The sequence below is a fragment of the Microbacterium phyllosphaerae genome, from assembly GCF_017876435.1.
Lineage (GTDB): Bacteria > Actinomycetota > Actinomycetes > Actinomycetales > Microbacteriaceae > Microbacterium > Microbacterium phyllosphaerae.
Genome location: NZ_JAGIOA010000001.1, coordinates 614,053 through 633,945, shown reverse-complemented (window position 1 = coordinate 633,945; position 19,893 = coordinate 614,053). Strand labels below are relative to the sequence as shown.

The following is a 19,893-nucleotide window of genomic DNA, read 5'->3' as shown; positions in this document are numbered from 1 at the left end:
CGCCGCTCAGCGCCTCGCCACAGCGGCGGCGTCGACGACGCGACCGTCTACGAGGTGCAGCACCCCGTGCATGCGCGGGAGGTGCACGAGGTCATGGGTGACGAGCAGCGTCGATGTGTTCCGCTCGTCGGTGAGGCGCAGGATGAGGTCGATGATGGTGGCTCCGCGTTCCTGATCGAGAGCGCTGGTGGGTTCGTCGACCAGGAGCACGCTCGGCTCGTTCATCAGGGCTCGGGCGATGTTGACGCGCTGACGCTGTCCGCCGGAGAGCTGGTGCGGCCTCTTGTGACCGTGCTCGGAGAGGCCCACCGCCGAGAGCAGCTCATCCGCACGAGCGGCCGCCTTGGCGCGATTGCGTCGACTGTGCGGGGCCCCGAGCTCGTTCATGACGCTGAGCTGCTCACGGGCGCTCAAGGAGGGGATGAGGTTGGGCTGCTGGAAGACGATCCCGATCCGGTCCCGCCTCAGACGCGTCGCCTCGGCCGGGCTGAGTGCGGTGACGTCGCTGCCGTCGATGAGGACCTCTCCGGAATCCGGACGCAGAAGGGTGCCGGCGACGGCCAGCAGACTCGACTTGCCCGAGCCGCTGGGCCCTGTGATGCCCGTGACGGTTCCGGGGTGGGCGGTGAGGGAGACGCCGTCCACGGCGGTCACCCGGGAGTCGCCGTCGGGGAAGGTCAGGGTGATGTCATTCAGGCGGATCATCGGTTGCTCCCGAGGGCGGTGAGGGGGTCGGCGGAGGTGACGGAGCGCAGGGCGAAAGCGGCGCCTGCGAGGCCGAGGGCGATCATGATGCCCCCAGGAAGGATGGTCGTGATCGGGCTCAGCAGGAACGGGAGGGCGGTGCCGGCGAGCAGGCCGAGCACCACGACCAGCCCCAGACCGACGCCGATGCCCACCAGCAGCACGATCAGCGCCTGGCCCAACGCATCGCGGATCAGGGAGCGCGTGCTCGCGCCGAGCGCCTTGAGGACGGCGACGTCGCCCTTTCGCTGCATGGTCCAGACGGTGAAGAACGCCCCGATGACGAGTCCCGAGATGCCGAACAGCATGGCCACCATGAGCAGGAGCGAACCGATCTCGGAACGGAAGGCGCTCAGCGCCGTCAGAGATCCGAGGGTCGTCTCGGAGATCGTGTCGTTCGCTGCATCCGCGGCATCCCAGTCGGGGGCGCCGGAGACGGCGAGGACCGTGGCGTAGGCGTCAGGGTTGCCGGTGGATGCCGAGTACGCCTGCCAGTCGTGCAGGGTCATCTGCACGACCGGCGTATGGCTGTACCAGGCGTCTCCCTCGATCGTCTCGACGTCGTAGGAGACGCCGGCGATCTCGATCTGATCGCCGACCTTCACGGCGAGCGCATCTGCGGCGGGAACCGACAGGCGCAGCCGACCGTCCCCGGAGGGCGCACTCGCGTCGAAGCCGGGTTCCACGCCGAACACGGCGATCGCGGCACGGGCGTCGTCGGTCTCCGCGCGGGTCTGGCTGATGCCGAGGGGGCGCGCGTCGGTCACGCCATCCGTCGACGCCCAGTCCTTCGCCTGCTGCTCGGTGATCGAGGAGTCCGCGAAGCTCGCCGCGCCGTCGCCACCCGAGGGGGCGGAGAACACGATGCGGTCCGCAGGCAGTGCGAGCACGCCCGAGACGTTCTGGATGGCGAGGCCACCCGTCAGGCCGCTGAGGAACCCGACGAGAAGGGTGATGAGGGCGACGACGGAGCCGATGAGGATGAATCGCCCCTTGGCGAAGCGAAGATCGCGTAACGCGACGAACATGGTGAGCCTTTCCTGTCTCCGATGCGGCGACCATTCCACTTTCGCCGCCTGCGTCGTCGCGGTCATCGGCCACCGGGACGGGCTTTCGCACCCGGGATGAGGACGCCTGGATCGTCCTTTCGGACGATGCGGCCGATCCGTGCGTCGGCGTAGAGTTCGATCCATGGCGCATACCGCTCTGACCCCGGTGTTCGTGGGTCTGCGGACGGGTCTTCACGTTCTCTTCTTCGCCCTGACGGGAGTCGTCATCGCCCGTGCGGTGCTCGACCCGTCGGATTCGAGCGTCGCCGCGATCGTCCTCGCCGTGGTCGTCGCCGCGACCTACGCGTCCGGACTGCTGCTCACCCGTCTCTCCCGTGGACGACGGGTGATGTCGCTGATCTGGTTGGCCCTGCTCTCGGCAGAGTGGCTGGGGTTGCTCTGGCTGAGCGCCGATGCCGCCTACCTCGTCTTCCCTCTCTTCTTCCTGTTCCTCCACCTTCTCGGGCGCTGGGCGGGATCCGCCGCGATCCTTGTGGCGACGATCGTCGCGGTCTGCGCGCTCGGCATCCACGGCGGGTGGAGCGTCGGCGGGGTCGTCGGCCCGTTCGTCGGCGCCGGCGTCGCCCTCCTGATCGGCCTCGGCTATCAGGCTCTGGCGAAGGAGGCCCAGCAACGCGAAGCACTGGTCAGTGAGCTGCTCGCGACCCGCGGACAGCTCGCCGCACGGGAGCACGAGTCCGGCGTCCTCGCAGAGCGCGCCCGCCTCGCCCGTGAGATCCACGACACGCTCGCGCAAGGACTCTCCAGCATCCAGATGCTGCTGCATGCCGCGGAACGGGCCGATGACACACGCCCGGGGATCGAGCACATCCGGCTCGCCCGCGAGACGGCAGCCGCGAACCTCGTCGAGGCGCGGCGGTTCATCCGCGAGCTGACGCCTCCTCAGCTCGACGACCAGACCCTCGGTGGGGCACTGCGTCGACTGGCCCGCACGCAGTGGGCGACGCAGGGACTCGACGTGCAGGTGCGGGTCTCCGACACGATCGTCCTGCCCATGCATCTGCAGACGGCGCTGCTGCGCATCACTCAGGGCGCGATCGCCAATGTCATCCAGCACGCTCACGCCACGACGGCGACGGTCACGATCAGCATCGACGGCGACCGCCTCCACTTCACCGTCGATGATGACGGCACCGGCTTCGATGCGGAGCTCCCCGAGCCGGGGACCGCCGAGAAGTCCGATTCCTTCGGTCTGCGTGCCACCGCCGAGCGGGTGCAGCAGCTGGGCGGGAGGCTCGAGATCAACACCGCGTCGGGGCGCGGAACGACACTCACGGTCGACCTCCCGCTCACGGAGTTCGCATGATCCGCCTCGTCATCGCCGACGACCACCCCATCGTCCGCGCCGGGCTCACAGCCCTGTTCAGCCTCGAGCCGGATCTCGAGGTGGTCGCTGAGGCGGGCACCCCCGATGAGGCCGTCGCCTGCGCCGAGCGCGAGAATCCCGACGTCGTGCTGATGGACCTGCAGTTCGGTTCCCAGTCGCAGGCCACGGGCGTGGACGCGACGCGACGCATCCGTGCGCTCGAGGCTCCTCCCTACGTGCTCGTGCTCACCAACTACGACTCGGATGCCGACATCCTCGGCGCCGTCGAGGCCGGTGCGAGCGGCTATCTGCTGAAAGACGCCCCACCGCACGAGCTGACGGCCGCCGTGCGCGCGGCAGCCGCAGGAGAGAGCGCGCTCGCGCCGGTGATCGCCTCCCGCCTGCTCGATCGCATGCGCGCGCCGCGCGTCAGCCTCAGCAGCCGCGAGATCGAGGTGCTCGAACTCGTCGCCGCCGGGCGATCGAACAGCGAGGTGGCTGAGGAGCTCTTCGTCAGCGAGACGACCGTGAAGTCGCACCTCGCGCACATCTTCTCGAAGCTCGACGTCAGCTCACGCACCGCCGCGGTCTCGGCGGCGCGGCAGAAGGGCATCCTCCGCTGAGACGTGGTGCGACCGCGAACCTCAGATGTCGTAGACGGTGCGTCGGTGCGCGACTCGGACGACCGTCACGAGCACCTGCTCGTCGAGGACCTCGTAGAGCACTCGATAGTCGCCGACTCGTATTCTCCAGGCGTTGTCGTACCCGGCCAGCTTGCGGCATCCGTGCGGACGGGGGTCGCGCTCGAGATCGGTCACCCCACTGAGTATCCGTCGGCGGATCTGCGGTTCGAGCTTGCGGATCTCTCTGGCAGCGGCAGTGGTGAACTCGATCCGAAAGCGCGTCACGCGACTTCCGCGCGCAGCTCATCCAACGAGACGCGCTGACCGTCATCGGCCGCTCGAGCCGCGGCGAACTCGGCGGCATCTCGGGCCGCCTCCAGTTCTTCGAGCAGCTCGAGATCATCGACGCTGATCACCACGGCCGTGAGCTTGCCATGGCGCGTGACGCCCACCCGCTCCGAGCCATAGGCGACCCCGCCGAGGACATCGGCAAGGCTGTCACGCAGATCCTTCGAAGGCACGCTGCGGGTGATCGTGTTCATGCCTCAAGAATATCACTTATGTACATAATGCCGATATTGTACGTCGCTAGCTCACGCCCGGGGCTCCTCTGCAACTCTCCGCGCCTTGCGCGCGCGGCCATCTTGACGAGGTCCACCGGAGAGACGGTGCGGCCTCTTGTGTCAGTGCTTGGCAAGGCCGACTGCGCGCAGCAGTTCATCCGCGCGGATGGCCGCCCGAGGGTGCGCCGCGTAGCGACGCCCGACGCCACCCACACCATGAGATGGCAAGAGGAATCAATGCCACCAGCCAGGACGCGGGCCCGCTGAGCGCAATGGCCAGTATCCCTCCTCCCAGGACGGTGAGTCCCGCGCACAAGGACTTCGCAACAAGCTCGCCAAGGCCGGACAAGACCGCGGGACGGGTGATCGACACACCCTGGAGCGATGCGCGGAGAAGAAACACGGACGCTACCACCGGATAGAGAACCGCAGACAACTGCAGGTACGTCGTCGCGGTCGCGGTCACCGCCGGGTCACCGCTCGACAGGAACGCCTGTGCGATCCGATCGGCCAGCAGGATGACGACGATGCTCTCGATCGCCGCGAGAGCAATACACATCACGCTCGCCTGCCTGACGCCCCGACGGACTCGCCCCATGTCCTCAGCTCCCGCGTTCTGAGCACAGTAGACCACCATGCAGATTCCGAACGCTGCGAGTGGCGCGAGAGCGAATCCCTCTACTCGCATCCCGATCGACACGCCAGCGATCGCGGCTGCGCCGAGAGAGTTCGCGGCTGCCTGCAGTAAGACGTTTCCCGCCCCGATGCCCGCGGACTGGAACGCCATCGCCGCACCCTGGCGACCCTGTGTCCCACCGGCTACCGGAGCAAGCGACGTCCGCACACGCAAGTGGGGATGGGATCGCAGGAGAATCAGGAAGCTCACCAGCGCTGTGCACAGACCCGCCCCCTGTGTCGCGAGCCCGGCACCCAGCACCCCCAGGTGCGCACCTCCGACAAGCCACAATGCGAGAAGTGCATTCACCACGCCGCTGATGAGCATGACCACCGTCGGAGACGTACTGTCACCCAACCCGCGGATGGTGTGGGTGCAGAAGTTCCCGAACGCGGTGAGTGGCAAACCGACACAGAAGATGAGGTAGAAGGTCGTTGCATCCGAGCGAATGTCCATCGGAACTCCGATGAGAGTCATCACGATCGGTGCTGTCGCCGCGAGGAGCGCCCCGATGAGCACGGCACCCCCGACAGCGATGACAGACCCCGTCCAGAACCGACGACCTACTGCGATTGCATCGCCTGCGCCGTGCGCTTGCGCGATTTGAATCGTGAGGCCGGCCGTGAATGCGAAGACTGTGCCGAAGAGCAGCGAGACGAGACCGAATGACGACCCCACCGCAGCAAGTCCGTGCTCGCCGACGAACCTGCCGAGTATCAACGCATCCACCGTGTAGTGCGATTGTTGGATCACGTTGCCGATCCAGATCGGGACGATGAAGCGAAGGATCGCCCTCCAGGGCGGGCCTTCCAACAGAGCCCGGGCACGGGCACACGCGCGCACCTCACTCATCGGCGAGAGCGAGGACGGACGCTGGCGCCCAGGTGCGAGAAGCCAGCCTCCGGCATCGACGTCGCAGCACCGTCAAAGTCGAGCAAAACGTACCCCCCCTGGGTCATAGCCATCAATGACGCCAAGATAGGAAGGATCCTGAACAAAAGCAAATATACGATCCAGCCCTCGTTTCTCCGAGGTCGGAACCCGTCGGTTCAGACGGCGGGAGCGGCGGTCGACGCACGCACGATCAGCTGTGAGCCGAGGGTCACGACGTCGTCGATCGCGGTGCCGTTCATCGCCTGCAGCAGCAGGTCGACGGCGAGGGCTCCACTGCGCTCGATCGGCATCCGCACCGTCGTGAGCGCCGGCGTGACCGCGCCCGCCAGGTCGATGTCGTCGATGCCGACGATGCTGATGTCGGCGGGGCATCGCCTGCCGAGCTCGAGCATTCCGGCCTCGAGACCCAGCGCCACGAGGTCGTTGTACGCCACGACGGCGGTCGCCCCACTCGCCGCGGCGAGCGCGGCGGCCGCGCGACCGCCCTGGATGGATGCGGCGTGGTGGCTGAGGCGGGTGAGGCGGATGCCGTGGTTCTCGCACGCCCGTGCGACGGTGTCGGCTCGGCGGATGTCGGCCCAGGAACCGCGGGGTCCTGAGGCGTAGGCGATGTGGGTGTGACCAAGCGCGGCGAGGTGCTCGATCGCCTGGCCCGGCCCGTGCTCGGTGTCCATGAGCACGCAGGGCGCGCCGTCGATCTGGCGGTTGACCACGACGTAGGGGGTGTCGCCCACGAGGGCGAGCACCTCGTCATCGGGCAGTCGCGGAGAGCACAGCAGCATGCCGTCGAGCTTGCGGGCCTGCTCGATCTGCTCGCGCTCGCGGCGCAGGTCCTCGTCGGCGTCGAACAGCACGATGCGGTGGTGCCCATGCCATGCCTGGCCCTGGATCGCCTTCAGCAGCGTGGCATAGACGGGGTTCGACACATCGGGGACGACGACGCCGAACGTGCGGGTCGCGGTGACGGACTGCGGGGCGGCGTAGCCCAACTCGGTCGCCGCTTCGAGGACACGGCCGAGTGTGCCGGGAGCGAGCCGATCCGGCTCTCCGAAGGCGCGCGATGCGGTGGCGATCGACACGCCCGCGTGCCGTGCCACATCCGTCAGTGTCGCCGCCATCTTCTGCTCCCACCCTCTCCGTCATCCTACGGTCCCGCGACGAGATGAAAGATGGCTTGACAAGTTTGTACAACTCATTCACACTGTTTGCAGGACGATCATCGCCGATCACCCATCAGGGTGCGCGGCCCAGAGCGAAGGAGCCGACGCGTGAGCATCGAGACACCGGTCCTGCGCCGCACCACCCCCGCGAGCGCCACCCCCGAAGCCACCCCCTCCGCAGCAGGCATCCTGCACCTCGGACTCGGCAGCTTCCACCGTGCGCACCAGGCCGTCTACACCGCGGCCGCCCTGCAGCCCGCCGGTGGCGACTGGGGCATCGTCGGCGTCGCATCCCGCTCTCGTTCGATCGTCGACGCCATGCACACGCAGGACTTCCTCTACTCGGTCGCGACCATCGCGCCCGACAGCACCACGCTCTCGATCCCCGGTGTGCACACCGACGCCTTCGTCGGCGCCGAGCAGCCCGAACGAGTCGTCGCCCAGATCGCCGACCCCGGCATCCGCATCGTCACTCTCACCGTCACCGAGAACGGCTACAGCTACTCGCCGGCCACCCAGCACCTCGATCTCGACGACGACGCCGTGCGCGCCGATCTCCGTGGCGGCGCCCCGCGCTCGACCATCGGCCAGCTCGCCCGCGGACTCCAGGCGCGCGCCGCAGCCGGTGGAGCACCGATCTCGATACTCAGCTGCGACAACCTCTCGGCCAACGGCAAGCACACCGCGAAGCTCGTACGCGAGTTCCTGCAGGAGCTCTCGGGTTCCGAGGGCGCGGACGCACTCGCCTTCCTCGACCGCGGCGTGACGTTCCCGTCGAGCATGGTCGACCGCATCGTTCCGTCGACCACTCCGGAACTTCGAACCCGGGTCAGCGCGCTGCTCGGCGCTCGGGATGACATCCCCGTGCCCGCCGAGCCGTTCACCATGTGGGCCATCGAGGATGCCTTCGCGGCCGGTCGTCCGGCATGGGAGGCCGGCGGCGCCGTCTTCACCAGCGAGGTCGCGCTTTACGAGCAGATGAAGGTTCGCCTGCTCAACGGCACACACTCCCTCATCGCCTACCTCGGCGCCCTCACCGGCGTCGGCACGATCCCCGAGGCCATTCGCATCGACGGCATCGCGAGGGCGGCCCGCGCCGTGCTGAACGACGAGTACGAGCCGTCGATCGAGGTGCCGACCGGCGTCGACATCCGCGCCTACGAGAGCGAGCTCTTCGAGCGCTGGGAGAACACCGCCCTCGGCCACCGCACCAGCCAGGTCGGCACCGACGGCTCGGTCAAGCTGCGCCAGCGCATCCCCGAGCCCGCGCTCCTCGCCCTCGGTCGGGGCGACATGCCGCACCTGATCGCACTGACGGTCGCCGGCTACCTGTCGTGCATCGCACCGCTTCCCGGGTTCGATCCCGGCCTGCACGCCGCCGCGATGACCGACGCCTCCCGCGAGCGCCTGGCCGAACTCGCCGCCACCGCCCGAGACGGTCGCGGGCTCGCGACGCGCGTGATCGCCGAGCTGCACCTGTTCGGCGTGGAGCTCGGGGCGGAGGATGCGTTCATCGCCCGCGTCGGCGAACTCGTCGACATCATCCAGCGACGCGGCGTCGATGCCGCGATCACCGATGCCGTCTCGGCATCTCAGACACCCACGAAGGAGATGCAGCCATGAAGGCTCTCGCCATCCACGGCAAGGAAGACATCCGCTGGGAGGACCGCGAGGTCCCGACCCCCGGCGACGGCGAGGTGCGCCTCCGCGTCAACTACGTCGGCATCTGCGGATCCGACCTGCACTACTACTTCCACGGCGCCAACGGCGAGTACACGATCCGTGAGCCCCTGACCCCCGGTCACGAGCTCTCGGGCGTCGTCGACCTCGACCCGTCAGGTCGCCTGGCTCCCGGCACCCCGGTGACCGTGCACCCGGCGCGCTACGGCCCCGAGGTGCCCGGCCTCGAGGACCGCCCGCACCTGCGCCCCGGCGGCGACTACTTCGGCAGTGCCGCGGCGAACCCGCACCGCCAGGGCGGAGCATCCGAGCTGCTGATCGTCGAAGACCACATGGTCCGCGTGCTGCCGGCATCCCTGCCGCTCGAGCGTGCGGCACTCGCCGAGCCGCTGGCCGTCGCGATCCACGCCGTGAATCTCGCCGGTGACATCACCGGCAAGCGCGTGCTCGTGATCGGTGCCGGCCCCATCGGTCTGCTGGTCGTGGCCGCCGCGGTCAAGGCCGGAGCATCGGTCGTGGGCGCCAGCGATGTGCGCGAAGAGCCCCTCGATCGTGCGAAGGCACTCGGGGCGACCGAGGTCTCGCTCGTCGGCCGCGACACGATCGAGAACGAGTCCTACGACGCCGTCTTCGAGTGCTCCGGCGTCGGAGTCGCGCTCACGCAGGCGGTCCGCGCCGGCCGTCGCGCCGGCACCATCGTGCAGGTCGGGATGCTCCCCAACGCCGACATCGGAGTGAACCTCGCCCCGATGCTCGCCAAGGAGCTCACGATCCGCGGCGCGTTCCGCTTCTCCACCGAGATCGACGACGCGGTCACCCTGCTGGCCGAGTCCGACGCCCTCGACTCCGTCATCTCGCACGTCCTCCCGGCATCCGACGCCGTCCAGGCCTTCGAGCTCGCTCGCGACTCGTCGGCCTCGGCGAAGGTCCTGCTGTCCCTCTAGCCACACCCCCTCCGCGCCACCCCGCGCACCCACCCTGTTCCTGGTCCGAAGGAGTACCTCCCATGTCAGAACCGCAGACGACGGCCACGGCCGCCGACCCCACCGCGAAGAGGTCTGTCAAAGACCTCGTTCGCGCCGCCATCTCGGGATGGCTCGGCACGGCCCTCGAGTTCATGGACTACCAGCTCTACTCGCTGGCTGCCGCTCTCGTCTTCGCCGACCTGTTCTTCTCGTCCGAGAACCCGGCGGTCGCCGTGGTCGCCGCGATGGCCACGTACGGCGTCGGCTACGTCGCCCGCCCGGTCGGCGCGTTCTTCTTCGCGCGCCTCGGTGACAAGACCGGCCGCACGAAGGTGCTGTTCTACACGATCCTCCTGATGGGTCTCGCGACCACCCTCATCGGCTTCCTGCCGACGTACAACCAGGTGGGCGTTCTCGCGCCGATCCTCCTCGTGCTGCTGCGCATCGCGCAGGGCTTCGGTGCGGGAGCCGAGATCTCGGGCGCCGGCGTCATGCTGGCCGAATACGCACCGGCCAAGCGCCGTGGCATCATCGCCTCGCTCGTCGCGCTCGGCACCAACTGTGGAACCCTCCTCGCGTCCGGCATCTGGGCCATCCTCCTCGTCGCCTACAGCGAGCAGGAAGTCATCGACTGGGCATGGCGCATCCCGTTCATCGGCAGCGCGATCATCATGCTCTTCGCGATCTGGGTGCGCTTCAACCTCAAGGAGACCCCGGTCTTCGAGGAGCGCGACGACGTCGTCGACGGCAAGGCGCTCTCTCGTGAAGAGACGATCCAGCTCGCCACCGAGACCGGCGACGTGCGCACGCTCGAGGCGATGGAGCGCAAGCCTTGGAAGGCATTCTCGATCGCCCTCCTCCTGCGCTTCGGCCAGGCCGGCAACTCGGGCATGATCCAGACGTACCTGATCAGCTACATCACCGTCGTGCTGCTGCTCGACCGCTCGATCGGCGTCAACGCCGTGATCGTCTCGTCGCTCGTCGCCTTCATCACCGTGCCGCTGTCGGGCTGGCTCGGAGACCGGTTCGGCCGCAAGCGCATGTACATGATCTGGGCGGTCATCGCGCTCATCATCATCATCCCCACGATGCTCATGATCAGCAGCGGTGTCACGGTGCAGGTCTTCATCGGCTACGTCGTGCTGCACAACCTCGCGGTGATGAGCTTCGCGTCGCTCGAGAACCTCACGCTGCCCGAGCTGTTCGGTGCCCGCAACCGCTACACGTTCACGGCCATGGCACGCGAGATCGCCGCCATCGTCGCGACCGGTGCGGGCCCCGTCATCGCGGCAGCCTGGGTGTCGGCCGTCACCGGATCGTTCATCCCGATCATCATCATGCTCTTCATCTTCACCCTGAGCGCGCTGATCGCCTCGATCTGGATGCCCGAGGTCGCAGGCCGCGACCTGACGGACCCCCGCGACGCGATCTGATCGCGCCTCACATCACGACCCGGGGTGCGGACGCCCGAACGTCCGCACCCCACACCTCGCCCCGCATCTTCAGGAGAACGACATGACCATCGAGATCGTCGACGTCAACATCACCAGCCCCGGACGCAACTTCGTCACGCTCAAGATCACGACCTCCGACGGCATCGTCGGCCTGGGCGACGCCACGCTCAACGGACGCGAGCTCGCGGTCGCCTCGTACCTCTCCGACCACGTCGCCTCGATGCTCGTCGGCCGCGACGAGGACCGCATCGAAGACACCTGGCAGTACCTCTACCGCGGCCCGTACTGGCGTCGCGGCCCGGTGACGATGGCGGCGATCGCCGCGGTCGACATGGCGCTGTGGGACATCAAGGCCAAGAAGGCCGGGATGCCGCTGTACCAGCTGCTCGGCGGCGCCAGCCGCGAGGGCGTCCGCGTCTACGCCCACGCCTCCGGCACCGACTACGCGGCGCTCAAGAACGCCATCACCGGCTATGAGGAGCTCGGCTACACCGCCGTGCGCGTGCAGACCGGCGTGCCCGGCCTCGGCCAGATCTACGGCGTCTCATCGACCGGCCCCGGCGTGCGCTACGACTACGAGCCCGCCAAGCGCTCGGGCGACCGCCCGAGCGAGGAGACGTGGGACACCCGCAACTACCTCAACCACATGCCCGGGATCTTCTCGAAGATCCGGGAGGACTTCGGCACCGACCTGCGCATCCTGCACGACGGGCACCACCGGATGTCGCCGATCGAGGCCGCGCGCTTCGCGAAGGACATCGAGCCCTACGACCTGTTCTGGCTCGAGGACTGCACCCCGGGTGAAGACCAGACCGCGCTGCGCCTGGTGCGCCAGCACTCGACGACGCCGCTCGCGATCGGCGAGGTGTTCAACTCGGTCTTCGACTACCAGACCCTCATCACCGAGCGTCTGATCGACTACGTGCGCTCGGCGGTCACCCACACCGGTGGCATCACGGCCATGAAGAAGCTGCTCGACTTCGCCGCGATCTACGGCATCAAGTCGGGCATCCACGGCCCGACCGACATCTCGCCCGTCGGCATGGCCGCGGCGCTGCACCTCGACCTCGCGATCCACAACTTCGGCATCCAGGAGTACATGCCCCACAACGAGCAGACGCTCGAGGTGTTCCAGACCTCGTTCACGTTCGACAAGGGCTTCCTGCACCCCGGCGACAAGCCCGGGCTCGGTGTCGATCTCGATGAGGATGCCGCGGCCGGCCACGAATACACCAAGGCCTACCTGCCGGTGAACCGTCTGCTCGACGGGACCGTCCATGACTGGTGAGGTCAGCCGGGTCCCGCTGTCGCAGCGCACGGTCGACTCGCGTCTGATCGTCGTGGCCCGCGCGAAGCGGGCCGAGGACTATGACGCCGTGCTCGACATGCTGGTGGATGCCGGCATCCGCAGCGTCGAGCTGACGCTGACCACCCCCGGCACGTTCGAGCACTTCCCGAACCTGCTCGCGCGCTTCGGTGAGGCGATCGACCTCGGCATCGGCACCGTCACGAACACAGAAGACCTGACACGGGCGATCGAGGTGGGTGCGGGCTACATCGTGACCCCGATCACGTCGACCGACTTCGTCACGCAGGCGACGGACGCCGGTGTGCCGATCGTCCCGGGCGGACTGACGCCGACCGAGCTGTTCGCCTCGTGGTCTGCGGGCGCCTCTGCGGTGAAGGTGTTCCCGGCAGGACAAGTGGGTCCCGCGTACCTCAAGGATCTGCGCGGCCCGTTCCCCGACATCGTCGCGGTGCCCTCAGGTGGCGTCGATCTGGCGGGGGCAGAAGCGTGGCTGCGTGCCGGGGCGGTCGCCGTGAGCGTCGGCGGGCCGCTGCTCGGCGACGCCTTCGCCGGCGGCGATCTGCAGGCCCTGCGCGAGCGGGCTCGGTCGTTCGTCGAGGTCTGCGCGCGGGAGTCCGCGTGACCTCGCCGTCTGTCGTCACACTCGGCGAGACCATGGCGCTCGTGCGTACGACCGAGATCGGCTCGTTGCGGCACGCGAACGCGATGGCATTCGGCATCGGCGGCGCCGAGAGCAACGTCGCGATCGGTCTCGCGCGGCTCGGTGTGGCGGTGTCGTGGCTCGGACGCGTCGGCGACGACTCTCTCGGCGAGCGCGTGGCCCGTGAGATCCGCGCAGACGGCGTGCAGGTGCATGCCGTGATCGACGCAGAGGCGCGCACCGGCCTGATGGTCAAGGAGCGCCCGTCGGCATCCTCCACGGCCGTGCACTACTACCGTGCCGGGTCTGCGGGATCCCGCCTGCGCCCCGAGGATCTCCCCGACGGCTGGATCGAACGGGCATCGCTGCTGCACATCACCGGGATCACTCCCCTGCTCTCCGACACCGCTCGGGATGCCGTGCACGCGGCGATCGACCGCGCGCGAGCATCCGGTGCGATCGTGACCTTCGACATCAACTACCGCTCCGCACTCGCATCGCCCGAGGCCGCCGGCCCGGTGCTGCGTGAGCTCGCCGAACGCTCCGACATCGTGTTCGGCGGCGAAGAGGAGTTCGCAATCCTGTACTCGGCGACCTCCGTCGCGGTCGCCGCGGCGCGGCTGCGCGATGCCGGGTGCGCGACGACCGTCGTGAAGCTCGGCCCTGCGGGCGCCGCCGTGATCACGGCGGACTCCCTCGTCGAAGCAGGTGGATTCCCGATCGAGCCGGTCGACACGGTCGGCGCGGGAGATGCCTTCGTCAGCGGGTATCTCAGCGCGTTCCTCGAGGGACTCGACGTGGATGCGACCCTGCACCGCGCGAACGCCTGCGGCGCCATGGCCTGCCTCGTGCCCGGCGACTGGGAGGCGGCACCGACCCGACGCGAGCTCGAGCGCTTCGCAGACCGGGATTCCGATCCTGTACGTCGCTGATCCGGTGCGGATGCCGGCTCAGGACGCGTAGCCTCGAAGTATGTCGAAAGCCGCTGTATCCCCGTCCGCGGCTTCCGCCCTCCCGGATCCCGAGCCCGCCCGCACATCTCTGTACGCTCACGCTGCGCTGAACTCCCGACCGGTCGCGCTGGTCTACCGCATGCTCGCTCTGGCGGTCATCCTCACCGGCGTGATCCGGCACTCCGACGTCCTGACCGGTGCTCCGAACTGGACGACGCTGCTGTTCTACACGATGGTGAGCAACCTGCTCTGTCTCGTGTGGATGATCCTGCTCATCGTCCGTACCGCTCGGGATCTCCGACAGACGGGACCGCGAGGCACGTCGACGCCGAGTGCGAGGGGCAGCGGCGCGGTGATGATGGCGATCACCGTCACGATGCTCATCTACCTCGTCGTCCTGGTGCCGACGAGGTTCGCCGACGGCGACTCCGACATCTTCTCGCTGACCGACAACCTCATCCACATCATCACTCCTCTGCTGATGATCGTGGACTGGCTGGTGTTCGTGCCCAAGGGGTCGTTCCGGTGGATCGACCCGCTGCTGTGGACGCTCATCCCCTACGCATACCTGGTGTGGGCCTTCGTCTACGGGTCGCTCGGCGGTGAGTTCACTCCCGGTCAGAAGTACCCGTACCCGTTCATGGACGTCGACGCCCTCGGAGTCAGCGGCGTCGCCCAGTGGGTCGTGGCGCTGACGCTGGCGCTCGTCGTCGTCGGTCTGGTGTTCGTCGCGATCGACCGCGCACTCGGAGTTCTCTCCCGGCGCAGCGTGCGTCGCTGACTCAGTTGATGATCTCGCCGCGCTCGTCGTCGCGGATGGCTGCGAGCCGTTCCCGCCACGTGGCGAGCGCCTCCGGCGCCAGTCGCGTCCAGTCGTGCACCTCGCGGACCACTCGCAACGGAGCGCTGCTGCGGTACGAGCGGGTCGGATTGCCCGGGAACTTCTTGTCGGTGACGTTCGGATCGTTCTCGAACTCGCCGGTCACCTCGACCTCGTAGACCCGAGGCTCCCTGTCACCGGGCGCGAGCTCGGCGGCCAGACCGGCACCGTCGGCCGCCGCCGTGAAGTAGATGTGGTTCATCACGATCTCGGGGCGGTAGTTCGAGGGGAACCCCGCCGTCAGCAGGTCACCCGGTCGCAGGTCTGCCTTGGTGCCGTGGAAGAAGGGTCCGTCATCCAGTGCATCGCTCACCGCAGAAGCCTACGACTCCCGTCTGGCGCTTCGAAAGGGCAGCACTCCCGCGGGACGCCTGCGCCCCGGGAGGAGAACTGCGCCCCGGGAGGAGAAATTCTCGCATCCGCTCCTCCCGAAGCGCAGTTCTCCTCCGCAGGCGCGGCAAGATCGGCGGGCGCGGCCGGATCCACGATTGTCGCAGCGAGACCCCGTCAGTCGTCCGAGCGACGCGTGCCCACGCCCGGTTCGTCGTTGTGCACCGACTCGTCAGGAACGGATGACTCCGACGACGGATCGACGCGCACCGCACCGGATCCGCCGGAGTCGGCACCGGCCCCGCCCGCAGGCGTCTCGGTCACCTGCCCGGGGTCGTCACCGTCGCGCTCCTCGATCAGTGCCGCGACTCCCTCCGCAGAGGGCGAGGCCGCGTCAGGCGCGACCGAGTCATCACGGGCGTTCTCGGTGCCGCTCATTCGCTGCCGTCGCGGAGGTCGCGCGGCGCATCTCCGTCGACAGCGGCCGAGTCGTCCTCGGTGTCGATATCGCCCTGGCCGTCGTCGCCGAGCTCGGCCTCGAGAGCATCCTCGCCCTGAGTCTCCGGCTGCTCGGTGTCGGTGGGGAACGTGCCGTCGGTGAAGTCGTCGACCGGGGGAATTCCCGGCATGTTCGGCGGGAAGCTGTTGGCGAAAGCGTCGATGTTCGACATGGTGCCCTCCTCTGATTCGTGCGTAGACCCATGATCCGCGCGAGCTGCGGCGAGCGCAGGGCGGTTGACAGCTCGGTTCAGGGCGAGGAGGATTCCCGCCCTGCGCCCGCGGTGGTCAGCTCGAGAGCCCGAATGTGCGCAGCACGACGTCGACGTGCGCGTCGATCTCGCCTGGAGTCGGGGGCCCGGCAAGCCCCAGGAGTCGTCGACGGTGCGGTTCGCCGAGGAGGGCGGTGAAGAGCAGATCCGGCGACACCGGGGCATCCGGGGTGAGGTGGGACGCGAGGAACCCCTGCGCGCGAGCGGGCCCCTCGTCGTAGAACTCCAGAGCGAGGGGTGGATGCAGGACTGCGGCGGAGATTATCGCGCGGTGGATGCCGACGGCTTCGTCACCGAGCAGATGCACCAGGATCGCTCGGGATGCCGACCGCAGATCAGCCGACTCCTCCTCCGCGTGGTCGAGGTAGGCATGCTGTCTCAGAATCGCCGCTCGCACGAGGCCCGCGCGGTCGCCGAACACTCCGTAGAGGGTTCGCTTCGCGACGTGAGCCTCCGCGGCGACACGATCGAACGTCAGCGCCTCGAACCCCTCACCGGTGAGGAGGGCGATCACGACGTCGACCACGCGTTCGTCCCGAGCGAGCGATTCGGCTGCGGAGGGCCGTCCACGTTTTCCCGTCATAGGGTTACTCTAGCAATAATGCTACGCAACCGTTTCATTAAAGGAGTCATCGTGACCGACCTCATCCACCACATCGCCATCCAGGATGACTGGGAGATGAGCCGAGCGTTCGGCGAGTACTCCGTCGCGACCCGGGGCGTGCACGTCGATGACGCCGGCTTCATCCACGCAACCACCGCAGACGACCTGGATGCCGTGATCGCCGCCCGCTACAGCGACCTCGCCCTGCCGCTGCTCGACATCGCGATCAGCCCCGAGGCCCTGGCCGCGGAGGGAATCGTCGTCGAGTGGGTCGACGGACGCCCTCGCATCCTCGGCGCCCTCCCGATGACGAGCGACGTGGTGGCCTCGGAGACGCTGATCGCGCGGTGACCGGAATCGCGGTGACCGGATCTGTCACACTGCGCGCCTTCCTCTCGTCTTAGGAGGAGGGCGTGCAGCCGACTCGGGCGCACGCGACACGTCACCCCTCGAAAGGCTCCCCATGGACTTCGCCGCAGCTGCCGCCGATCCCGCATTCCTCGCCATCGTCGGCGGACACATCCTCGTGCTGTTCCTCGCCGTTCTCCTCACCGTGCTTCGCCGATACTCCGCAGGAGGGTTCTTCGCCTGGCTCGCGACGATCGCCTCGCTGCTCTTCGGCCTCTTCTGGTTCCTCGTACTGGGCGGCGGACGCAAGAACTCGCAGGCGGACGAGTCGGTGCAGTTCGCGCTCGACCCGAACGGCGGCCTCTGGGTCACGGTCTACATCGTGGGCGCGCTCATCGTCTCGTACGCCATGACCTGGATCTGCAAGCGCGGTCGTGAGCGCGCACTGGCGGCCAGGAGCGCAGCGACCACCGCTGCCGGCACCGAGTAGCCCCGGGCGAGCATCGGCCTCCTCCGTTTCCGACATTCACCATGCACATGTCCGCAGCGCATCGGACTGTCCACGACGCATCCGAGTCTGCTGCGTCTAACCTGTGGGCATGAACCGTACCCACCTCCGTCCACTGATGTGCGGGGCTCTCGCCCTCGGAGCGATCGCGGTCCTCGCCGGGTGCGTGAACGCTCCGACCGTCGACGTGCTCGCCAGCGGTGAGTCCGCGCCTCTGCCCGAATCCGTCGGTCCCGACCAACTCGACACCGTGATCCCCGACACGGCTCGTCTGCTCGGTGAGGACTCCGAAGGGCACACCTATTACGTCGTCGAGGCGCGTGCGCAGGCCGGTATGGGCAGCATCTGCCTGGTGATCGACGGCGTCGACCACGGACCGATGATGGGATGCGGAGCGATGCCGATCGAAGTCGGCACCGACGGCGTCCGAGCCCGGCTCAGCGTCGAGGTGACCCCCGAAGAGGACGGCGAGAAGATCGGCGAGTACCTGAGGGTGTTCCTCTGATCGGCGGCCGCTCTGCGCATCCGCGATCCGCTTCGTGCCGGTCAGCAGCTCAGCGTGAGAGCATCGATCTCACACCACGACCTGAGGGAGATCTCTGATGCTCGACACCGCAGACAGCGTGAGGCTCGGCTCGTCAGGACTCCGCATCTCGAAGGTGGTGCTCGGATGCATGAGCTTCGGCGCTCCCGACAGAGGCGCGCACGGGTGGTCGCTCGATGAGGAGACCAGTCGACCTCTCATCAGGCAGGCGCTCGAGGCCGGGATCACCACCTTCGACACCGCCGACGTGTACTCCGACGGCACGAGCGAGGAGTTCGTGGGCCGCGCGCTCGGCGACTTCGCCCGCCGCGACGAGATCGTGATCGCGACCAAGGTGCACGGGCGCATGGGTCCGGGCGCGAACCAGGCCGGACTCAGTCGTGCGCACATCCTGTCGGGCATCGATGCGAGCCTGCGACGTCTGGAGACCGACCACGTCGACCTGTACCAGATCCACCGGTGGGATCCGCAGACGCCGATCGAGGAGACCATGGAGGCCCTGAACGACGTGGTGCGCTCGGGCAAGGCTCGCTACATCGGCGCCTCGTCGATGTGGGCGTGGCAGTTCGCGAAGGCCCAGCACACAGCCGCGCAGAACGGGTGGACGCCGTTCGTCTCGATGCAGGACCAGTACAACCTGCTGCAGCGCGAGGAGGAACGGGAGATGCATCCGCTCTGCCTCGACTCGGGCGTGGGCGTGCTGGCGTGGTCGCCACTGGCCCGCGGAAAGCTCACGCGGGACTGGGATGAGAAGACCGCGCGGACGGCGACGGATGCCTTCGGCGCGACGCTCTACCGGCGCGAGGAGGAGTCGAATCGCGCCATCGTCGAGGCGGTCGCCCGCGTCGCCGAGGCGCGCGGCGTCTCCCGCGCGCAGGTCGCCCTCGCGTGGGTCGCTCAGCAGTCCGCGGTCACCGCTCCGATCGTCGGCGCGACCAGGGCGGGCCACATCGACGATGCGGTGGCCTCTGTCAGCATCCGTCTCGAGGACTCCGAGTTGGCGGCGCTCGAGGCCGCGTACACACCCCGGGATCCCGAAGGGTTCTGACCGGCGGCCGGACGGCGACTACTCGATCTGGCCGATCGGTTCGCGCTTCTCGGCCTGGAACTGATCCTCCGCGCGGCCCCGCGCCCAGTAGGCCGAGATCGACAGACGGTCGCGCGGCACCTCGCGCTGCTTCAGCAGTGCACGGACCTCTTTGATCGTGCCGCGCTCTCCGTGCGCGAAGACGCCGGGATGCCCGTCAGCCCAGGGCAGGTCGGTGAGCGCGGCGAGAAGCTCGTCATCGGTCTCGGTCCAGCGCACACTCACACCCGACGGAGCTTCGGGGAGGATGCGGTCGGCCGGGTCGGCCACCGTGAGGACGACGTGCCCGACGGCATCCGGCTGCATCGCCTCGATCGCCGAGGAGATCGCGGGCAGCGCCGTGTGGTCGCCGATGAGAAGGTGCCACGGCAGCTCGGGCTCGGGCAGGTAGCCGCCGCCGGCACCGCTGACGACGATCGCGTCGCCCGGTTGCGCCTGCCGGGCCCACGGACCCGCGACACCCTCGTCACCGTGGACCACGAAGTCGATCACGAGCCGGCGCTGCTCAGGGTCCGCCGACCGGACCGTGTACGTGCGCCGAGTGGGCAGCTTCTCGGGGCTCTCCTCGCGCAACTGCGCCAGGTCATAGGGCGGGGTGAGCCCATGACTCGGGTCGGCGAAGAGGATCTTGACGTACTTGTCGGTGTAGATGTTGTCGTTGAACGCCTCGTACCCGTCGCCGCCCGCCGTGATGCGCACCAGATCCGGGCTGATCTGCTCCACCTGCTGCACGGTGAGGACTGCTTGGCTGGGGGTTCGACGAGGCTGTTCCGGCATTGCGTCTC

Annotated in this window: 24 protein-coding genes; 13 read left to right on the top strand and 11 right to left on the bottom strand. The window is 68.3% G+C overall.

The genetic code is table 11. The features are described from left to right. Nucleotides 1–6: 6 nt before the first annotated feature. Together JOF42_RS03085 and JOF42_RS03080 are read right to left on the bottom strand one after the other, a co-directional pair. Complete coding sequence (locus JOF42_RS03085; RefSeq protein ID WP_210096511.1) at nt 7–705, bottom strand: ABC transporter ATP-binding protein; 699 nt, start codon at nt 703–705, stop codon at nt 7–9. After that, nucleotides 702–1,772, bottom strand: coding sequence for an FtsX-like permease family protein (locus JOF42_RS03080; RefSeq protein WP_210096510.1), 1,071 nt, complete (start codon nt 1,770–1,772; stop codon nt 702–704). The genes JOF42_RS03085 and JOF42_RS03080 overlap by 4 nt, the downstream gene beginning before the upstream one ends. Nucleotides 1,773–1,935: 163 nt before the next feature. On the opposite strand from JOF42_RS03080, the gene JOF42_RS03075 reads away from it, so the two are divergent. Both JOF42_RS03075 and JOF42_RS03070 read left to right on the top strand, forming a co-directional pair. Then, nucleotides 1,936–3,120 (top strand): sensor histidine kinase, encoded by a 1,185-nt coding sequence (locus tag JOF42_RS03075; RefSeq protein WP_210096509.1) that lies wholly within the window; start codon nt 1,936–1,938, stop codon nt 3,118–3,120. Then, nucleotides 3,117–3,743 (top strand): response regulator transcription factor, encoded by a 627-nt coding sequence (locus JOF42_RS03070; protein WP_210096508.1) that lies wholly within the window; start codon nt 3,117–3,119, stop codon nt 3,741–3,743. The genes JOF42_RS03075 and JOF42_RS03070 overlap by 4 nt, the downstream gene beginning before the upstream one ends. Nucleotides 3,744–3,764: 21 nt before the next feature. Here the strand turns inward: JOF42_RS03070 and JOF42_RS03065 are convergent, their stop codons facing one another. The 4 genes from JOF42_RS03065 to JOF42_RS03050 all read right to left on the bottom strand — a co-directional run bounded on the left by JOF42_RS03065 (nt 3,765) and on the right by JOF42_RS03050 (nt 6,994). Next, on the bottom strand, nt 3,765–4,028 hold the full coding sequence (locus tag JOF42_RS03065) for a type II toxin-antitoxin system RelE family toxin (protein ID WP_307803523.1): 264 nt from the start codon (nt 4,026–4,028) through the stop codon (nt 3,765–3,767). Continuing rightward, the gene (locus tag JOF42_RS03060) at nt 4,025–4,285 is read right to left on the bottom strand and encodes a type II toxin-antitoxin system prevent-host-death family antitoxin (protein WP_210096507.1); all 261 of its coding nucleotides are present in this window, start codon (nt 4,283–4,285) and stop codon (nt 4,025–4,027) included. The genes JOF42_RS03065 and JOF42_RS03060 overlap by 4 nt, the downstream gene beginning before the upstream one ends. Nucleotides 4,286–4,460: 175 nt before the next feature. Then, a complete protein-coding gene (locus tag JOF42_RS03055) occupies nt 4,461–5,834 on the bottom strand; it encodes an MATE family efflux transporter (RefSeq protein ID WP_210096506.1) in 1,374 nt (457 codons plus the stop codon). 197 nt (nt 5,835–6,031) lie between these two features. Continuing rightward, nucleotides 6,032–6,994: a LacI family DNA-binding transcriptional regulator gene (locus tag JOF42_RS03050; RefSeq protein WP_210096505.1), complete on the bottom strand. Its 963-nt coding sequence runs from the start codon at nt 6,992–6,994 to the stop codon at nt 6,032–6,034. Nucleotides 6,995–7,144: 150 nt separating this feature from the next. Here JOF42_RS03050 and JOF42_RS03045 point away from each other — a divergent pair, with 150 nt between their 5' ends. The 7 genes from JOF42_RS03045 (at nt 7,145) to JOF42_RS03015 (ending at nt 14,818) form a co-directional block, all read left to right on the top strand. Next, entirely contained in the window at nt 7,145–8,659 is a 1,515-nt protein-coding gene (locus JOF42_RS03045) for a mannitol dehydrogenase family protein (RefSeq protein WP_307803520.1), read from the top strand. Continuing rightward, a complete protein-coding gene (locus JOF42_RS03040; protein ID WP_210096504.1) occupies nt 8,656–9,660 on the top strand; it encodes an L-idonate 5-dehydrogenase in 1,005 nt (334 codons plus the stop codon). Before JOF42_RS03045 ends, JOF42_RS03040 begins: the two co-directional genes overlap by 4 nt. Nucleotides 9,661–9,722: 62 nt before the next feature. Further along, entirely contained in the window at nt 9,723–11,114 is a 1,392-nt protein-coding gene (locus JOF42_RS03035) for an MFS transporter (protein ID WP_210096503.1), read from the top strand. Nucleotides 11,115–11,196: 82 nt separating this feature from the next. Continuing rightward, complete coding sequence (manD, locus tag JOF42_RS03030; RefSeq protein ID WP_210096502.1) at nt 11,197–12,423, top strand: D-mannonate dehydratase ManD; 1,227 nt, start codon at nt 11,197–11,199, stop codon at nt 12,421–12,423. After that, complete coding sequence (locus tag JOF42_RS03025) at nt 12,413–13,066, top strand: bifunctional 4-hydroxy-2-oxoglutarate aldolase/2-dehydro-3-deoxy-phosphogluconate aldolase (RefSeq protein ID WP_210096501.1); 654 nt, start codon at nt 12,413–12,415, stop codon at nt 13,064–13,066. Before manD ends, JOF42_RS03025 begins: the two co-directional genes overlap by 11 nt. Further along, nucleotides 13,063–14,016 (top strand): sugar kinase, encoded by a 954-nt coding sequence (locus JOF42_RS03020; RefSeq protein WP_210096500.1) that lies wholly within the window; start codon nt 13,063–13,065, stop codon nt 14,014–14,016. Before JOF42_RS03025 ends, JOF42_RS03020 begins: the two co-directional genes overlap by 4 nt. A gap of 40 nt (nt 14,017–14,056) precedes the next feature. Next, nucleotides 14,057–14,818: a Pr6Pr family membrane protein gene (locus JOF42_RS03015; RefSeq protein WP_210096499.1), complete on the top strand. Its 762-nt coding sequence runs from the start codon at nt 14,057–14,059 to the stop codon at nt 14,816–14,818. A 1-nt stretch (nt 14,819) separates the two neighbouring features. Here the strand turns inward: JOF42_RS03015 and arr are convergent, their stop codons facing one another. The 4 genes from arr to JOF42_RS02995 all read right to left on the bottom strand — a co-directional run bounded on the left by arr (nt 14,820) and on the right by JOF42_RS02995 (nt 16,600). Beyond that, entirely contained in the window at nt 14,820–15,230 is a 411-nt protein-coding gene (gene arr, locus JOF42_RS03010) for an NAD(+)--rifampin ADP-ribosyltransferase (RefSeq protein WP_210096498.1), read from the bottom strand. A 194-nt stretch (nt 15,231–15,424) separates the two neighbouring features. Beyond that, nucleotides 15,425–15,685, bottom strand: a complete 261-nt coding sequence (locus tag JOF42_RS03005; RefSeq protein WP_210096497.1) for a hypothetical protein — start codon at nt 15,683–15,685, stop codon at nt 15,425–15,427. Beyond that, complete coding sequence (locus JOF42_RS03000; RefSeq protein ID WP_210096496.1) at nt 15,682–15,918, bottom strand: hypothetical protein; 237 nt, start codon at nt 15,916–15,918, stop codon at nt 15,682–15,684. Before JOF42_RS03000 ends, JOF42_RS03005 begins: the two co-directional genes overlap by 4 nt. Nucleotides 15,919–16,033: 115 nt before the next feature. After that, nucleotides 16,034–16,600: a TetR/AcrR family transcriptional regulator gene (locus JOF42_RS02995; protein WP_210096495.1), complete on the bottom strand. Its 567-nt coding sequence runs from the start codon at nt 16,598–16,600 to the stop codon at nt 16,034–16,036. 51 nt (nt 16,601–16,651) lie between these two features. Between JOF42_RS02995 and JOF42_RS02990 the strand changes: the two genes are divergently transcribed. The 4 genes from JOF42_RS02990 to JOF42_RS02975 all read left to right on the top strand — a co-directional run bounded on the left by JOF42_RS02990 (nt 16,652) and on the right by JOF42_RS02975 (nt 19,069). After that, complete coding sequence (locus JOF42_RS02990; protein WP_210096494.1) at nt 16,652–16,972, top strand: DUF952 domain-containing protein; 321 nt, start codon at nt 16,652–16,654, stop codon at nt 16,970–16,972. A 112-nt stretch (nt 16,973–17,084) separates the two neighbouring features. After that, nucleotides 17,085–17,459, top strand: a complete 375-nt coding sequence (locus JOF42_RS02985; RefSeq protein ID WP_210096493.1) for a hypothetical protein — start codon at nt 17,085–17,087, stop codon at nt 17,457–17,459. 109 nt (nt 17,460–17,568) lie between these two features. Then, nucleotides 17,569–17,982, top strand: a complete 414-nt coding sequence (locus JOF42_RS02980; protein WP_210096492.1) for a hypothetical protein — start codon at nt 17,569–17,571, stop codon at nt 17,980–17,982. A 97-nt stretch (nt 17,983–18,079) separates the two neighbouring features. Next, complete coding sequence (locus JOF42_RS02975; protein ID WP_210096491.1) at nt 18,080–19,069, top strand: aldo/keto reductase; 990 nt, start codon at nt 18,080–18,082, stop codon at nt 19,067–19,069. An 18-nt stretch (nt 19,070–19,087) separates the two neighbouring features. On the opposite strand, the gene JOF42_RS02970 is transcribed toward JOF42_RS02975, so the two are convergent. After that, nucleotides 19,088–19,885, bottom strand: coding sequence for a siderophore-interacting protein (locus tag JOF42_RS02970; protein ID WP_210096490.1), 798 nt, complete (start codon nt 19,883–19,885; stop codon nt 19,088–19,090). Nucleotides 19,886–19,893: the final 8 nt, after the last annotated feature.

What these genes read in the sequence shown, in the direction of transcription:
- JOF42_RS03085 (WP_210096511.1), bottom strand. Translation starts at nt 705, where the DNA reads ATGATCCGCCTGAATGACATCACCCTGACCTTCCCCGACGGCGACTCC.
- JOF42_RS03080 (WP_210096510.1), bottom strand. Translation starts at nt 1,772, where the DNA reads ATGTTCGTCGCGTTACGCGATCTTCGCTTCGCCAAGGGGCGATTCATC.
- JOF42_RS03075 (WP_210096509.1), top strand. Translation starts at nt 1,936, where the DNA reads ATGGCGCATACCGCTCTGACCCCGGTGTTCGTGGGTCTGCGGACGGGT.
- JOF42_RS03070 (WP_210096508.1), top strand. Translation starts at nt 3,117, where the DNA reads ATGATCCGCCTCGTCATCGCCGACGACCACCCCATCGTCCGCGCCGGG.
- JOF42_RS03060 (WP_210096507.1), bottom strand. Translation starts at nt 4,285, where the DNA reads ATGAACACGATCACCCGCAGCGTGCCTTCGAAGGATCTGCGTGACAGC.
- JOF42_RS03055 (WP_210096506.1), bottom strand. Translation starts at nt 5,834, where the DNA reads ATGAGTGAGGTGCGCGCGTGTGCCCGTGCCCGGGCTCTGTTGGAAGGC.
- JOF42_RS03050 (WP_210096505.1), bottom strand. Translation starts at nt 6,994, where the DNA reads ATGGCGGCGACACTGACGGATGTGGCACGGCACGCGGGCGTGTCGATC.
- JOF42_RS03040 (WP_210096504.1), top strand. Translation starts at nt 8,656, where the DNA reads ATGAAGGCTCTCGCCATCCACGGCAAGGAAGACATCCGCTGGGAGGAC.
- JOF42_RS03035 (WP_210096503.1), top strand. Translation starts at nt 9,723, where the DNA reads ATGTCAGAACCGCAGACGACGGCCACGGCCGCCGACCCCACCGCGAAG.
- manD (WP_210096502.1), top strand. Translation starts at nt 11,197, where the DNA reads ATGACCATCGAGATCGTCGACGTCAACATCACCAGCCCCGGACGCAAC.
- JOF42_RS03025 (WP_210096501.1), top strand. Translation starts at nt 12,413, where the DNA reads ATGACTGGTGAGGTCAGCCGGGTCCCGCTGTCGCAGCGCACGGTCGAC.
- JOF42_RS03015 (WP_210096499.1), top strand. Translation starts at nt 14,057, where the DNA reads ATGTCGAAAGCCGCTGTATCCCCGTCCGCGGCTTCCGCCCTCCCGGAT.
- JOF42_RS03005 (WP_210096497.1), bottom strand. Translation starts at nt 15,685, where the DNA reads ATGAGCGGCACCGAGAACGCCCGTGATGACTCGGTCGCGCCTGACGCG.
- JOF42_RS03000 (WP_210096496.1), bottom strand. Translation starts at nt 15,918, where the DNA reads ATGTCGAACATCGACGCTTTCGCCAACAGCTTCCCGCCGAACATGCCG.
- JOF42_RS02995 (WP_210096495.1), bottom strand. Translation starts at nt 16,600, where the DNA reads ATGACGGGAAAACGTGGACGGCCCTCCGCAGCCGAATCGCTCGCTCGG.
- JOF42_RS02985 (WP_210096493.1), top strand. Translation starts at nt 17,085, where the DNA reads ATGGACTTCGCCGCAGCTGCCGCCGATCCCGCATTCCTCGCCATCGTC.
- JOF42_RS02980 (WP_210096492.1), top strand. Translation starts at nt 17,569, where the DNA reads ATGAACCGTACCCACCTCCGTCCACTGATGTGCGGGGCTCTCGCCCTC.
- JOF42_RS02975 (WP_210096491.1), top strand. Translation starts at nt 18,080, where the DNA reads ATGCTCGACACCGCAGACAGCGTGAGGCTCGGCTCGTCAGGACTCCGC.
- JOF42_RS02970 (WP_210096490.1), bottom strand. Translation starts at nt 19,885, where the DNA reads ATGCCGGAACAGCCTCGTCGAACCCCCAGCCAAGCAGTCCTCACCGTG.